This window comes from Burkholderia orbicola (genome assembly GCF_900100915.1).
In the GTDB taxonomy this organism is placed as follows: Bacteria; Pseudomonadota; Gammaproteobacteria; order Burkholderiales; family Burkholderiaceae; genus Burkholderia; species Burkholderia orbicola.
On the sequence record NZ_FNKW01000002.1, the window covers coordinates 1,856,507 to 1,871,530 of the forward strand.

Sequence of the window (15,024 nt, forward strand, 5' to 3'; positions counted from 1 at the left end):
CGAGGCGATGCCCAGAACCGTCCACGTGATCGGCGCAGGACTCGCGGGCCTGTCGGCCGCGGTCGAGCTGCAACGTCGCGGGCGCCGCATCGTGTTGCACGACGCGCATGCACACGCGGGCGGCCGCTGCCGCTCGTGGTTCGACGGGACGCTGAACACGACGCTCGACAGCGGGCTGCATACGGTTTTCGCGGGGCAGCCCGCGACGCAGCGCTACCTGCGCGCGATCGGCGCGGCCGATCAACTCGTGGGGCCCGCGCTGGCTGAATGCCCGGTCATGGACATCGCGTCGCAGCAGCGCTGGACGCTGCGCTTCGGCAACAGCCGCTGGCCGTCGTGGCTGTTCGATGCCGCGTCGCGCGCGCCGGGCACGACGCCGCTCGACTACCTCGCGCTCGCCCCGCTCGCGTTCGCCCGCACGGGCCGCTCGCTCGCGCAGACGATGCGATGTGACGGCGTGCTGTGGGATCGCTGGCTGCGGCCGTTTTTCCTCGGGGTGCTGAATATCGAGCCGCGCCACGCGAGCGCCGAGCTCGCGCGCGCCGCGCTGTGCGGCGCGTTTGCCGCGGGCGGCCCCGGCTGCCGCCCGCTCGTCGCGCGTCGCGGGCTCGGCAGCGCGTTCGTCGAACCGGCGCTGCGGATGCTGCAGTACGGCGGCGCGCAGATCCGCCTGAATTCGCGGCTCGACGCATTCGAATTCGGCGCGCACGGCAATGCGGTCGATGCGGTGTCGATCGGCGGCGAGCGCATCGATCTCGCGCCGGGCGATGCGGTCGTGCTGGCCGTGCCGCCCGAGGTCGCGCAGCCGCTCGTGCCCGAACTTACCGCGCCCGACACGTTCAGCGCGGTCGTGACCGCGTATTTCGCGGTCGACGCGTCGACCGGCAATCCGCTGCAGACGACCGTCGTCAACGGCGTCGTCGATGCGGTGCGGACCGGCGACGGCCTGCTCGCGGCGACGATCCGCGATGCGGGCCGCTGGCTCGACATGCCGCGCGACACGCTCGCGCGGCGCATCTGGGAAGACGTCGCGCGCGTGAGCGGCGCGAACCCGGAAACCATCCCCGCGTGGCAGCTCGTCGTCGAGCCGCGCGCGGGCTTTGCGGCGGTGCCGTCGCAGGAAATGAAACGTCCGGCCGTGCGTACGCGCTGGACCAATCTTGTACTCGCGGGCGACTGGATTGCCACCGGCTTGCCCGCCACGATCGAGGGCGCGATCCGTTCCGGCCAGCTGGCCGCGGACGTGCTCCAGACGCAATAAAGAGAGGGACCGATGAACGATCTCACCGAAATGGCTACCTTGTCCGCCGGCGCCGTGCCGGCCGGCGTCGACGCGGCTGTCGCGCGTGCGACCGACGCGCTGCTCGCCGCGCAGCAAGCGGACGGCCACTGGGTCTACGAACTCGAGGCGGATTCGACGATTCCCGCCGAATACGTGCTGCTCGTCCACTATCTTGGCGAGACGCCGAACCTCGAGCTCGAACAGAAGATCGGCAAGTATCTGCGCCGCATCCAGCAGGCCGACGGCGGCTGGCCGCTGTTCACCGACGGCGCGCCGAACATCAGCGCGAGCGTGAAGGCGTATTTCGCGCTGAAGGTGATCGGCGACGATGAAAACGCCGAGCACATGCAGCGCGCGCGCCGTGCCATCCATGCGATGGGCGGCGCCGAGATGTCGAACGTGTTCACGCGCATCCAGCTCGCGCTGTACGGGGCGATTCCGTGGCGCGCGGTGCCGATGATGCCGGTCGAGATCATGCTGCTGCCGCAGTGGTTCCCGTTCCACCTGTCGAAGGTGTCGTACTGGGCGCGCACCGTGATCGTGCCGCTGCTCGTGCTGAACGCGAAGCGTCCGCTCGCGAAGAACCCGCGCGGCGTGCGCATCGACGAGCTGTTCATCGATCCGCCCGTCAACGCCGGGCTGCTGCCGCGCCAGGGCCACCAGAGCGCCGGCTGGTTCGCGTTCTTCCGCGTGGTCGACCATGCGCTGCGCGCGGTCGACGGCCTGTTTCCGAGCTATACGCGCGAACGGGCGATCCGTCAGGCCGTGTCGTTCGTCGACGAGCGCCTGAACGGCGAGGACGGCCTCGGCGCGATCTATCCGGCGATGGCCAACGCGGTGATGATGTACGACGTGCTCGGCTACGCGGAAGATCATCCGAACCGCGCGATCGCGCGCAAGGCGCTCGAGAAGCTGCTCGTCGTGCACGACGACGAGGCGTATTGCCAGCCGTGCCTGTCGCCCGTGTGGGATACGTCGCTCGTCGCGCATGCGCTGCTCGAGACCGGCGACGCGCGTGCCGAGGAAGCCGTGCTGCGCGGCCTCGAATGGCTGCGCCCGCTGCAGATTCTCGACGTGCGCGGCGACTGGATCTCGCGCCGCCCGAACGTGCGGCCCGGCGGCTGGGCGTTCCAGTACGCGAACGCGCACTACCCTGACGTCGACGATACGGCCGTGGTCGTGATGGCGATGGATCGCGCGCAAAAGCTCAAGCAGTCGGACACGTATCGCGAATCGATGGCGCGGGCGCGCGAATGGGTCGTCGGCATGCAGAGCAGCGACGGCGGCTGGGGCGCGTTCGAACCGGAAAACACGCAGTACTACCTGAACAACATCCCGTTCTCCGATCACGGCGCGCTGCTCGATCCGCCGACGGCCGACGTGTCGGGCCGCTGCCTGTCGATGCTGTCGCAGCTCGGCGAGACGCCGCTGAACAGCGAGCCGGCGCGCCGCGCGCTCGACTACATGCTGAAGGAACAGGAGCCGGACGGCAGCTGGTACGGCCGTTGGGGGATGAACTACGTGTACGGCACGTGGACGGCCCTGTGCTCGCTGAACGCGGCCGGCCTGACGCCGGACGACCCGCGCATGAAGCGCGCCGCGCAGTGGCTGCTGTCGATCCAGAACAAGGACGGCGGTTGGGGCGAGGACGGCGACAGCTACAAGCTGAACTACCGCGGTTACGAGCAGGCGCCGAGCACGGCGTCGCAGACGGCCTGGGCGCTGCTCGGCCTGATGGCGGCCGGCGAAGTGAACAACCCGGCCGTGGCGCGCGGCGTCGACTACCTCGTCGCCCAGCAGAACGAAGAAGGGCTGTGGGACGAGACGCGCTTCACGGCAACGGGTTTCCCGCGCGTGTTCTACCTCCGCTACCACGGCTATCGCAAGTTCTTCCCGCTGTGGGCGCTGGCGCGCTACCGCAACCTGAAGCGCGCGAACGCGACGCGCGTGACGGTCGGGATGTAACGCGTGGCGACGACGCAGCACGACGGCGTATTGCCCGTCATCGCGGTGACCGGGATGGCGTTCGAGGCGCGCATCGCGCGCGGCGACGGCGTCGAAGCCGTGTTCGCCGCGCGGGCCGACCGGCTCGAGCGGGCGCTGACCGAGGCGACTTCGCGCGGTTGCGCGGGCATCGTCAGCTTCGGCACGGCGGGCGGGCTCGCACCGGATCTCGCGCCTGGTGCGCTCGTGATCGCGAACGCGATCGACGGGCCGTTCGGTCGCGTGGAGACCGATGCGGGCTGGAGCACGCGGCTCGTCGCCGCGCTGCACGACACGCCGGTGTGGGCGCGCGTCACGCGCGGCACGATCGCGGCGGTCGGCGCGCCGGTCGTCAGCGAACAGGACAAGGCGTCGCTGCATCACGCGAAGGGCGCGCTGGCCGTCGACATGGAGTCGCATATCGCGGCGGCCTTCGCGGCCGCACGCGGCGTGCCGTTCGCGGTGTGCCGCGCGATCGTCGATCCGGCGTGGCGCACGCTGCCGAGCGCGGCGACGGCCGGCCTGCGCGACGACGGCAGCACGGCGATCCTGCCGATCCTGCGCGAACTGCTGAAGCAGCCGTCGCAGCTCGGGCCGCTGCTGCAAGTTGCCAGCGATGCGCGCGCAGCGCGCACGACGCTGATCCAGGCTCGGCACGCGTTCGGACGGGCGGGCGCGATGCGGATCGTTTGAGCGGCGTTCGCCGCTGCCTTCTCTCTGCTTTTCGGTCTGCCGTTTCGCACGGACAAAAAAAGAGCGCTGCATCATGCAGCGCTCTTTGTTTTTGCGCGGCCGCCGTGGCGGCGTTACTGCGCGGCGGGACTGCTCGCGGGCAGCGTCGGCATCGCCGGCGCGATCGGCGCGCCGTTGGCAGCCGGCGCCGTCGTCGCTTCGGCCGACGCAGCTGCGGGTGCAGCAGCCGACGCAGCGACCGGTGCCGCGGCAGGCGCACTCGCCGGCATTGCACTATCCGCACCCGGATCGTCGTACTGCGGCAATCCCGGCGCGGCCGGTGCATTGTTCGGCGTGGCGCCCGATGCGCCGCCGGGTGTGCCGCCCGATTCGCCCGGATCCTCATAGTTCGGCAAGCCGCCCGGCATGGTCGGCGCAGCCGCCGGCACCGCACCGGCTTCACCCGGCTCCGCGTAGTTCGGCGCCGCGGCCGACGCCGACTGGCCGTGATACGTGAGCGACTTGCGCTGCTGCAGGTACGCGTCGCGCACGAACGAATACGGATCGAGCGCGGCCTGCTTCAGCAGGTCGGTCGCACCGAGCAGGTCCGAACGCGCGCTGATGAACTGCGCGATGTACATCGGATTGCGCGCGGCCGGCTCGATGTAGTTCAGCAGGTTGAAGCGCACGTCCACCGCACGGCCGACGCCGTCGCGGATCGTGCTCGGCCCGAACACCGGCAGCACGAGATACGGGCCGGACGGCATGCCCCAGCGCGCCATCGTCAGCCCGAAATCCTGGTGATGCTTCGGCAGCCCGGCCGGCGTCGCGATGTCGATCAGGCCGGCGACGCCGAACAGCGAGTTCATCGCCACGCGCATCAAATCCTGCGTCGCATCGGTGATGCGCAACTGCAGCAGGTTGTTGGCCATGTTGCCGAGATCGCCGAGGTTCGAGAAGAAGTTGCTGATCGCGGTGCGCACCGGCGTCGGCGTGACTTTCTGGTAGCCCTTCGCGATCGGCTGGGCGATGTTCGTGTCGACCGTGTCGTTGAACTTGTACATCGCCCGGTTCATCGGCTCGAGCGGGTCGTTGGGGTTGCGGTTCGGTCCCGTCGCGCAGCCGGTCAGCATCGCGCTGGCGGCGACGGTCGCCGCAATGATTCGCACCTTATTCATTGATTCCTTGCGATTGGTTCTTGGCGCGCTTGACGCGCGGTTTGCCCATCAGGACGGGCTGGAACACCACGGCGCCGATCAGCGTACAGGTCAGGGCCAGCGCGAGCAGCTTGCCCATGCTCGACGTGCCCGGATGGTGCGACAGCCACAGGCTGCCGAAGGCGGTCGCCGTCGTCGCGGCGCTGAACAGCACGGCGTGCGTGAGGCTCGAATGCAGCAGGCCCGTCTGCCCCGCGCGCCACGCCATCACGAAATACACCTTGAACGCGACGCCGACGCCGAGCATCAGCGGCAGCGCGATGATGTTCGCGAAGTTCAGCGACATGCCGAGCACGACGCACATCTCGAGCGTCACGATGCCCGACACGAGCAGCGGCACCAGCGTGCGCAGCACGTCGCCGAAGCGGCGCAGCGTGACCCACAGCAGGACCGTGATCGAGATGATCGACCACAGCGCCGCATGCAGGAACGCGTTGATGATCGTGTCGGCCGAATGCAGGATCGAGATCGGCCCGCCGGTCGCACCCGGTTCCGCGGCCTTCACGGCCTTGGCGAAACGGCGCAGCATCGTGTCGTCGTTCGGATCGACGCCCTTCGGCACCTTCGGCGAGATCTGCACGAGCGCGTGGCCGTCCGGCGCGACCCAGTCGCGCACGATCTGCGGTGGCAGCGATTCGCGCGTGATGTCCTGCGGCTGCAGCAGCGCGGCGAGCTGGTTGAGCGCGATGCGCAGCGTATCGGAGAACGCGCGCTCGGCACGGTCGCGCGTCGCGCTGTCGGCGGCGGCGAGCTTCGCGAGCGACGCGGACAGATGCTGCGCGGCGGCGGCGCCCGGGCCCGGGTGATCTTCGGCTGCATAGCCCAGCAGGTCGGACACGCGCTTGAGCGCGGCCACGCGTTGCGCGTCGGTCGCGGGCGGCGCGGCCGGCTGCGTCAGCGCGGGCAGCAGTTCGCTCGCGGTCGTGGCGATCGCCGCGCGCTTGGCCGGCTGGTCGGCCGGGATGAAGGTCGACAGCGTGGTCGTGCGGCCGACTTCGGGCAGCGCGTCGAGGCGCTTCGCGGCCGCGTCGGCTTGCGCGAGCGACGGCGCGAGCAGCGTGACGTCGTTGACGGCGGCTTCCGGCGAATCCTTCAGCGCGAGCAGCGTCGCCATCGATTCGCTGTTCGGGTCCTTCAGGTGCAGCGGGTTGAAGTCGAAATGCAGGAACGCGAGCAGCGGCAGCGCGCCGATCACGACCGCGAGCGTGCCGATCAGGATCGGCTTGCGATGGCGATCGAGGTAATCGTCGACGGGCGCGAGCCACGGGAAACCCGGCGTCTTCGATTCGCCCGGCGGCGCGAACAGGCGCAACAGCGCCGGCAGCAGCGTGAGCGTGGTCAGCAGCGCGACGAACATCCCGACGCCCGCGATCAGACCGAGCTCGGACACGCCGCGATACGCGGTCGGGATGAACGAGAAGAAGCTCGCCGCGACGGCCGCCGTGGCCAGCGCGAGCGGCATGCCCATCGAATGCGCGGCGCCGATCAGCGCGTGGTCGATGCGCTCGTCGCGGAAGCGTTCCTCGCGATACTTCACGCCGTACTGGATCGAGAAATCGACGCCGAGGCCGACGAACAGCACCATGAACGCGACCGAGATCATGTTCAGCGAGCCGACCATCGCGAGGCCGAGCGCGGCCGTCACGACGAGGCCGACGAACAGCGTAACGAGCACCGAGCCGATCATCCGCTTCGAGCGCAGCGCCAGCCACAGGATCACGAGCACGGCGAGCAGCGTGAGCACGCCGTTGAGTGCGGCGCCGTCTTCGACCGACGCGAATTCGTCGTCGGCGAGCGGCTGCTCACCGGTCAGGCGCACGGCCGCGCCGTAGCGCTTGTCGAGCTCGAGTGACCGGGCCGCGTCGCGGATCACCTGGCTCGTTGCCGCGCCGGCCTTCAGCGCGCCGTAGTTGACCACCGGCTGCACGGTGACGAACGCGCGCGCGGGCTGCCGCGCCGCGTCGTTGTCGACCAGCGCGCGCCACGAGAACGCGGCCGGCTTGCCGGCCAGCACGTCGTCGACCGTCGCGGCGCTGCGCGCGAGCAGCTTCGCCATCGCGGGCAGCTTCACCTGGCCGGTCAGCAGCGGCTGGCCGAGCGTGGTGGACAGCGTGGTGGCGAGCCCGGTGAGGCTCGGGTTCTTCGCGAGTTCGTTGACGAGCGGGCGGGCGCTCGCGAGCTGCGCGGTCGTATCGGAGACCTCCTGCGGCGACAGGAACAGCAGCCCGTTGTGCTCGAAGAACGGCCCGCCGCCCGGTTCGGCGACCGGGCCGATACGGCCGGCATCGGCGTCCTTGCGCAGCGCTTCGGTCAGCGCATGCGCGGCGGCAGTCGCGAATTCGGGCGCGGGTGCCTCGACGACGGCGAGGATCGTGCCGTTGCGTTGCGGGAACGCGTTGTCGACCGCCTTGCTGAGTGCGGCCCATTGCGGCTCCGCATCGACGAGCTTGCTGATGTCGGTGTTGATCTTGAAATGCTGCGCGACGTAGACGCCGCTGAAGGCGGCGATGACGAGCGACAGGACGACGACCCAGACGGGGCGGCGCACCGACCACGCAACGAGTCGGACGATGAGAGATGTCACCATGTGGCGGTGGGGAGCGGCTGGCTAGGGCAAAGTAGCCAAGTATACCGGCGCGGCGCGGCGACGGTCGTGACGTTGCAGAGAATCGGGGCGGGAAGGATATTTGCTACCGGCGTGGCAATCGGATCGCGCAGCCGGCCCATTTGTATGGGGATATTTACATAATCGCCACGGCGATGCGTCGACACGCCGCCAAGGGCCTGTGACAAACGGCGCTGAAAGGTAACAGTCGGTCACCGCGCGGCAACGGGGCGTCAGGCCCGGTATACTTTGCTCCACCGGCCGATGCAAAGAGCCGGCCGTTTTTTCCCATCGAGTGCGAAATTCGTATGAAACGTCATCTGTTTGCTTTCGTCGCGGCGGCCGCCGTGTCGGTTTCCGCTTTCGCGCAGAGCGCGCCGGTCGATGTCGTCCGCACGGCGGTCGAGGGTACCGTCAATGCGATGAAGGCCGATCCGGCCGCGCGCGGCGGCGACATGGCGAAGATCACGCAGGTCGTCGAGCAGCGCTTCCTGCCCGTAACCAACTTCGAGCGCACGACCCGCATCGCGGTCGGCGACGCGTGGAAGCAGGCCACGCCGCAACAGCAGCAAGAACTGTACAAGCAGTTTCGCTTGCTGATGACGCGCACCTACGCCGCGTCGCTCGCGCAGCTCGGCAACCAGGACGCGAAGTTCTCGTTCAAGCCGGGCGGCGCGTCGGGCGCGGACGCGCTCGTGCAATCGACGGTGACGACGCCGGGCGACAGCCAGTCGGTCGGCTATCGTCTCGGCAAGGTCGGCAACGACTGGAAGATCTACGACATCGACATGTCGGGTGCGTGGCTGATCCAGGTCTATCAGGGTCAATTCAAGAGCCAGCTCGCGACGGGCGGGATCGACGGCCTGATCGCGTATCTGCAGAAACACAATTCGCGGACGAACTGACGGCTGTTGCAAGGCCGTGGTCCGAATGCAGGAAGGGCGCCCTCGGGCGCCCTTTTTTCATGGTGGCGCGTGGATTGCCGCTATGTGCCGACGCCGAGCATCCGCAGGCAATCGTCGACCACCGCATCGACGAACGCGACGCGATCCGTTTCCGGCGACGCGATGATGTGGTCGGTCGCGCCGTGCACGCCGGCGTAGATCAGCAGCGCGGTGACTGGCGGGTGCGCGAGCCGCCAGGCGCCGGCCCGGACGCCACCGTCGAGAATCGCACCGAGCTGCTCGAGGATCGCGTTCTTGTCGGCATTCTCGCGATCGTGGTGATGATGGTTCGTGTAGACGATGTCGTGCGTGCGATAAGTCGCCGCGTAGATCTCGATGCTGGCGCGGATCCACGCACGCAGGCGCGCGAGCCAGTCGTCGGCGTCGCACCCGTTCACCGCGTGCTGCAACTGGTCGAGGAAGGATGCCGTGTAGCGCTGCGCGAGCGCCGCGAGCATGTCGGCCTTCGATTCGAAGTAGTGATAGAACGTGCCCTTCGCGACCTGCGCGTGCTCGACGATCTCGCTGATGGTCGTCGCCTCGACGCCCTGCGCGAGGAACAGCGTCTCGGCCGCGGCCATCAGCTCTTCGAGGCGGACTTCCGCCGGCTTCGTGCGCGGCTTGCCCGCCGCCCCGTCGTCTTTCCCTGTCCTGATCCCTGCCTTGGTCCTGTCCGTCATCGCGCGGCTCGACGCCCGTTCATGCAAAGCCCGCAGTTTAGGCCAGCACCTCGTTTACGGCCAACGCAGTTGATTGACCGACGGTCAGTCGATAAATAAAATGAGAAGCATTCTCATCGACAGGCCCGCCGCGGGTCGACCGCCATGTCTCGTTACCGTCGTGCCGCACTCGTTCTGGCCGCGTGTCTGGGCACCTTTCTCGCCACGCTCGACATCAGCATCGTCAACGTCGCGTTACCGACGCTGCAGACGGCGCTCGATACCGATATCGGCGGCCTGCAGTGGGTCGTCAACGCGTACGCGCTCGCGCTGTCCGCTTTCATGCTGTCGGCCGGCCCGCTCGGTGACCGCTATGGTCACAAGCGCGTGTGGCTCGCCAGCGTGATCCTGTTCACGGCCGGGTCGATCGTCTGCGCGTGTGCGGGCCGGATCGAGCCGCTGCTGGCGGGCCGCGCGATCCAGGGGCTTGCCGGCGCGTTGCTGATTCCCGGCGCGATGCCGATCCTCACCCATGCGTTTCCCGACGCGCGCGAACGCGCCCGCGTGATCGGCGGATGGTCGGCGTTCAGCGCACTCGCGCTGATCGTCGGGCCGCTGCTGGGCGGCCTGCTGGTCGAGCATGGCGGATGGCAGGACATCTTTCTCGTCAACGTGCCGATCGGTATCGTTGCCGTGCTGCTCGGCGCCTGGGGCATTCCGGAGCGGCGGCATCCGGAGCATGCGGCGTTCGATCCGTTCGGGCAGGTGCTGAGCGTGGCGTGGCTCGGCCTGCTGACCTACGGGCTGATCGGCATCGGCGAAGCCGGCACCTCGCACGTGAAGGTGCTGGCGCCACTGGCGGGCGCGGCGGTGGCGTTCGTCGTCTTCGTCCGTGTCGAAACGCGTGTCGCGCGGCCGCTGCTGCCGGTGTGGCTGTTTCGCGACCGGCGGCTGGTGCGCGCGAATCTCGCGTCGTTCGTGCTCGGGTTCTCGGGGTACAGCAGCCTGTTCTTCCTGTCGTTGTTCCTGCAGCAGGCGCAGGGCCGTGCGCCCGCCGCAGCCGGGTGGCAACTGATGCCGCAGTTCGTGATGACGGCGATCACGTCGGTGCTGTTCGGGCGCATCGCGGCGCGTATCCCGTTGCGCGCGCTGATGGTGGCCGGATACGGGCTGATCGGCGCGATGCTCGCGGTGATGGCCGGCTTCGGTGCGGCAACCCCCTATGCGGCGGTCGGCGTGGTGCTGGCGCTGCTCGGTGTCGGCATGGGGCTCGCGGTGCCGGCGACCGGCATGACCGTGATGGAGCTGGCGCCGGCGGAGCGCGCGGGCATGGCGTCGGCGACGATGAACGCGTTGCGCCAGACCGGGATGAGCCTGGGCATCGCGGTGCTCGGCAGCATGATGAGCGTGGGCGCGTTGCACCGGATGACGGCGGCGATGCACGCGGCGGGCAGTGCGCAAGCGGATACGCTCGCGCGGCAGGCAGTGATGGAGCACGTGTTCGTGGCTGGGCGACCTGACATGCTCGGCGCGTATCGGGATGCGATGGCGCACGGGTTTTCGATCGCGATCCTGTGTTCCGGGATTCTCAGTATGGCGGTCGTGGTGATGTTGATGATGCGGCGTGAAAAGGAGCCGCGAATGGCCGTGTCGTGCGTGACGCCTTCGCAGCCGGAACCGGAATGAGGCGGCGTACCGGCCGGTCGCTTTTTCGTTGCGAATCGGTGCGGCAGGCGCGCCTACCGCCGCCGATGCTCGACCGCGAACTTGATCAGCTCGGCCTGCCCCTCGATCTCCAGCTTGCGCTTCAGGTTGAGCCGATGTGTCTCGACCGTGCGCACCGACAGCCCCGTCTGTTGCGCGATCTGCTTGCTCGACAGCCCTTCGGCCAGCGCGTCGAGGATGTCGCGCTCGCGCGGCGTCAAGCGGTCCAGCGGCGACGCTGTCGCGCTGGCCTGGATCATCCGCGCGGCCAGCCCTTCGCTGAAGAACGTCTGCCCGGCCAGCACCGCGCCGATCGCGCGGACGATCTCGCTCGCGGGCGAATCCTTCAGCAGGTAGCCGCTCGCGCCGGCGCGCACCGCCTGCGTCACGTATTCGATGTTGTCGTGCATCGACAGCATCAGCACGCGGATGCCCGGAAACCGCTCGTGGAACACGCCCGCGAGCGTGATGCCGTTCATTCCGTTCATGCCGACGTCCATCAGCGCGAGATCGGGTTCGAGCGACTCGGCGAGCGCGAGCGCCTCGTCCGCGTTGCCGGCCTCGCCGACCACCGACAGGTCGGCCGCTTCCAGCCGCATCCGCAAGCCGTCGCGCACGAGCGGGTGATCGTCGACGAGCAGCAGTCGGGCAGCGGGCCGGGCGGTATCGGGGGCGCTCATGCGTGAAAGTCTCCTGTGATGGGGCGCGTCGTCACGCCGCGCCGGGCAGCGGCACGCTCGCGGCGACGATCGTGTGGCCCACTTGCGACGTGATCGTCAGCGTGCCGCCGAGTGCGTCGAGGCGTTCGCGCATGTTGCGCAGGCCGATGCCGCGGCGCACGTCGGCCTGCGAGCGTTCGGCGTCGAAGCCGCAGCCGTTGTCGGCGATCGTCAGCGTGACGGTGTGCGCGCCGACGTCGAGCGTGACGGCCGCGCGCGACGCCCGCGCATGATGCACGATGTTGCTGAGCGCTTCCTGTGCAATCCGGAACAGCGCGGTGTTGACGGCTTCGGGCAGCGGCTGCGTGCCGCTGTGCGCGACCTGCGTATAGCCGATGTCGATGCCGCTTTCGGCGCCGAGTTCGCGCACGAGTTGCTCGAGCGCGGCCGCGAGGCCGAGATCGTCGAGCATCGACGGCCGCAGCGCATGCGAGATGCGCCGGACTTCGCGCAGCGTGTCGCCGAGCCGCCCGACGCCCGACGCGAGCGCCTGCTCGGCTTCGGGCACGCGCGACGTGCCGCGCTCGAAGCGTGCGAGCGCCGATTCGAGCATCAGCTTCGCGGACACCATCATCTGGCTGATCCCGTCGTGCAGTTCGCGCGACAGCCGCGCGCGCTCCTGCTCCTGCGATTCGACGACGCGCTGCGCGAGCAGCTTGAGCTTCGCATCGGCGCTGCGCGACTCGCTGACGTTCAGCACGAGCGCACACACGGCGATCGCCGCCGCGCCGGTAAGTGCGATCGCGGTGAGCCAGCTCATCGTGCGTTCGATGTTCGCGGACGCGCGCGCGTCGATGCGCTGCAGCGCGGTGTCGACGTCGTCGAGATAGATGCCGGTGCCGACCATCCAGCCCCAGCGCTCGAGCGCGACGACATAGCCGAGCTTCGGCGCGACGCGGCCCGTCGACGGCCGCTGCCAGGCGTAGCGCACGTAGCCGCCGCCGTGCGAGGCCGCGCCGATCAGCTTCTGGATCGTCAGCGCGCCCTGCGGGTCGCGCATCGACCAGAAGTTGTGGCCGACGCGCTCCGGCTCGCGCGGGTGCATCAGCGAATTGCCGTGCAGGTCGTACACGAAGAAATAGCCGTCGGGGCCGAAATCCATCTTCTGCAGCATCGCGAGCGCCTGGGTGCGCAGCAGCGCATCGTCGCGCGCATTGCGGCCGCTCGCGTCGTAGAGCGGCATGATCGCGCTCGTCGCGAGCTCGACATAGTGTTTCAGCTCGACTTCCTTGCTCGACAGGTACGCGGCCTGGATCGTCGCGTGCTGCGTGCGCGCGAGCGACGTCGCCTGCTGGCGCACGCCGAAGCCGATGCCGGCGATCGCGAGCAGGAACGGCACGATGGCCAGAAGGAAGATCTTTGCCTTGAGTCTCATGGTGGTGCGAAGCGGCCGCGAACGGGTGCGGCCGGTCAGGCGCCGGCTGGCCGCGCGCATCGGCCGCGCGGCGGCGCGGTGGCGTATCGAGCCGATATTGTCGGTGATTTTGCACGCGGACGGCGGCGGCCCCGCCGTTGCCCGTACGCTCAGGCCTGCCGCGATTCGAGATCGTCCGGCGACGTGGCCGCCTGTACGACGATGCGGTTGCGCCCGCCTTCCTTCGCCCGGTACAACGCCTCGTCGGCCAGTTTCAGCGCGGCCTGGATGTTGTCGTCGCGCTCCGGATAGCTAGTCGTCACGCCGATGCTCACCGTCAGCCGGCCGACCGTGCCGGCGTCGTGCCGGATGCCGAGATCGAGGATACCCGTGCGGATCGTTTCGGCGATCGTCACTGCGCCGTCCGTGTCGATGTCCGGCAGCACCACGACGAATTCCTCGCCGCCGTAGCGCGCCGCATAGTCGGCCGGCCGACGCAGGCAGCCGGCGATGCAGTGGCCGACCGCGGCGAGTGCGTCGTCGCCGGCCTGGTGGCCCTGCGTGTCGTTGTAGTGCTTGAAGTAATCGACGTCGATGAACAGCAGCGACAGCGCATGTTGCGAACGTGCGGCGCGGCGCCATTCGCGCGCGAGCGTGACGTCGAGCATCCGGCGGTTGTCGAGGCCCGTCAGGCCGTCGGTGCGCGCGAGCGCCTGCAGCTCGGTTTCCGCGCGGTGGCGCTTGCGCAGCTGCACGTCGAGCAGCAGCGACAGGCCGACGAAGCCGATCGCGAGCAAGACCATCGCGGAGCCGATCGGGATCGCACGGTCGTACCACGCAGCGTAGGTGTCCGCTTCCGAGCGCGCGACCATGACGATGAGCGGCAGGCCGTCGAGGTGCCGGAACACGTACAGGCGCCGCACGCCGTCGATCGATGCGGTATCGGCGAAGCTGCCCTCGTTGGCCGTCATGAATTGCCGGAACGTGCTCGCGCGGCTGATGTCGCGGCCGACGATCTTGGGGTCGTACGGCTCGCGCGCGACCATCCTGCCGTCCGTGTTGATCAGCGCAACCGAACCGCGATCGCCGAGCGACAGGCGCGAGAACAGGTTCTGGAAATATTCGAGCCGGATCGACATCACCGCGACGCCGCCGAACGATCCGTCGGGCCGCGTGATCCGCCGGCTGAGCGCGATGCTCGGCGAGCCGCCGCGCAGCCGCGAATGATACGGAGGGCTGACGTACAGGCCGACGTCGGCGTGGTCGCGATGCACGGTGAAGTACGGCTCGTTGCCGAAGTTGGCCCTGCGCGGCACGTCGCTCTTGCCGTCGACCGAGATGTCGCCCTTCGCGTCGAGCACGTAGATGCCGCCGAGGTACTTGGCCGTCGTCGCGCGGTCGAACAGCACCTGACGGCGCAGCGGCATCGGCAGCTTGACCACCTCGGGGTCGTTCTCGCCTTCGACGACCGCCTGCAGCGACAGCGAATAGATCTCGATGTTGCGCTCGATGTCCCACGACGCCATCAGCGCGAGGTTCTGCTGCATGCTGCGCGAGCGGTCGCGCGCATCGATGCGGCCTTCGTACAGCACGATCCCGCACAGGAGCAGCAGAATCAGCGCGATCAGCAGCCCCGTATAGAAGATCAGGTGCGGCAGGAGGAACCGGCGCAGATGAGCGGCGACACGGCTCGTCAGGCCGGATTCGCTGGGCATTGCGTAGTCGGTTTCGGCCATGGTCCGTGGATCGGGGGCATCGTCGCCGGGCGGCGGGCCGATGCGATTGTTCGTATGACTACCGGTGGCGATCCGGTGCGCAGCCCTGCCTGTACCAGCCCTCCGTTCAGCTGAGAAAACGGGCACCGATTATCGACGATCGCGGCCGG

11 protein-coding genes are annotated in these 15,024 nt (G+C 68.9%); 5 read left to right on the plus strand and 6 right to left on the minus strand.

Translation table 11 applies throughout. From position 1 onward, the window contains the following. The first annotated feature begins 7 nt into the window (after nt 1–7). From hpnE to BLS50_RS25225, 3 genes are read left to right on the plus strand one after another with little or no spacing between them, the layout of a single operon-like run. Entirely contained in the window at nt 8–1,261 is a 1,254-nt protein-coding gene (hpnE, locus tag BLS50_RS25215) for a hydroxysqualene dehydroxylase HpnE (protein WP_074804905.1), read from the plus strand. Between the two features lie 12 nt (nt 1,262–1,273). Further along, nucleotides 1,274–3,247, plus strand: a complete 1,974-nt coding sequence (gene shc, locus BLS50_RS25220; RefSeq protein ID WP_011548765.1) for a squalene--hopene cyclase — start codon at nt 1,274–1,276, stop codon at nt 3,245–3,247. Nucleotides 3,248–3,250: 3 nt separating this feature from the next. Further along, nucleotides 3,251–3,958, plus strand: coding sequence for a phosphorylase (locus BLS50_RS25225; RefSeq protein ID WP_074804907.1), 708 nt, complete (start codon nt 3,251–3,253; stop codon nt 3,956–3,958). 113 nt (nt 3,959–4,071) lie between these two features. On the opposite strand, the gene BLS50_RS25230 is transcribed toward BLS50_RS25225, so the two are convergent. Both BLS50_RS25230 and hpnN read right to left on the minus strand, forming a co-directional pair. Beyond that, nucleotides 4,072–5,115, minus strand: coding sequence for an MlaA family lipoprotein (locus tag BLS50_RS25230; RefSeq protein ID WP_074804911.1), 1,044 nt, complete (start codon nt 5,113–5,115; stop codon nt 4,072–4,074). Then, entirely contained in the window at nt 5,108–7,741 is a 2,634-nt protein-coding gene (gene hpnN / locus BLS50_RS25235) for a hopanoid transporter HpnN (RefSeq protein WP_074804914.1), read from the minus strand. The genes BLS50_RS25230 and hpnN overlap by 8 nt, the downstream gene beginning before the upstream one ends. Before the next feature lie 326 nt (nt 7,742–8,067). Here hpnN and BLS50_RS25240 point away from each other — a divergent pair, with 326 nt between their 5' ends. Next, on the plus strand, nt 8,068–8,664 hold the full coding sequence (locus BLS50_RS25240) for an MlaC/ttg2D family ABC transporter substrate-binding protein (protein ID WP_006480212.1): 597 nt from the start codon (nt 8,068–8,070) through the stop codon (nt 8,662–8,664). Nucleotides 8,665–8,744: 80 nt separating this feature from the next. Here BLS50_RS25240 and BLS50_RS25245 read toward each other — a convergent pair whose 3' ends face one another. Then, the gene (locus BLS50_RS25245; protein WP_012339083.1) at nt 8,745–9,383 is read right to left on the minus strand and encodes a TetR/AcrR family transcriptional regulator; all 639 of its coding nucleotides are present in this window, start codon (nt 9,381–9,383) and stop codon (nt 8,745–8,747) included. Between the two features lie 144 nt (nt 9,384–9,527). On the opposite strand from BLS50_RS25245, the gene BLS50_RS25250 reads away from it, so the two are divergent. Next, complete coding sequence (locus BLS50_RS25250) at nt 9,528–11,048, plus strand: MFS transporter (RefSeq protein WP_074804916.1); 1,521 nt, start codon at nt 9,528–9,530, stop codon at nt 11,046–11,048. Nucleotides 11,049–11,101: 53 nt separating this feature from the next. Here BLS50_RS25250 and BLS50_RS25255 read toward each other — a convergent pair whose 3' ends face one another. The 3 genes from BLS50_RS25255 to BLS50_RS25265 form a co-directional block, all read right to left on the minus strand. Next, complete coding sequence (locus BLS50_RS25255; protein WP_011548771.1) at nt 11,102–11,746, minus strand: response regulator; 645 nt, start codon at nt 11,744–11,746, stop codon at nt 11,102–11,104. A 31-nt stretch (nt 11,747–11,777) separates the two neighbouring features. After that, the gene (locus BLS50_RS25260; RefSeq protein ID WP_074806699.1) at nt 11,778–13,160 is read right to left on the minus strand and encodes a cache domain-containing protein; all 1,383 of its coding nucleotides are present in this window, start codon (nt 13,158–13,160) and stop codon (nt 11,778–11,780) included. 149 nt (nt 13,161–13,309) lie between these two features. Then, the gene (locus BLS50_RS25265; protein ID WP_012339086.1) at nt 13,310–14,875 is read right to left on the minus strand and encodes a sensor domain-containing diguanylate cyclase; all 1,566 of its coding nucleotides are present in this window, start codon (nt 14,873–14,875) and stop codon (nt 13,310–13,312) included. Nucleotides 14,876–15,024: the final 149 nt, after the last annotated feature.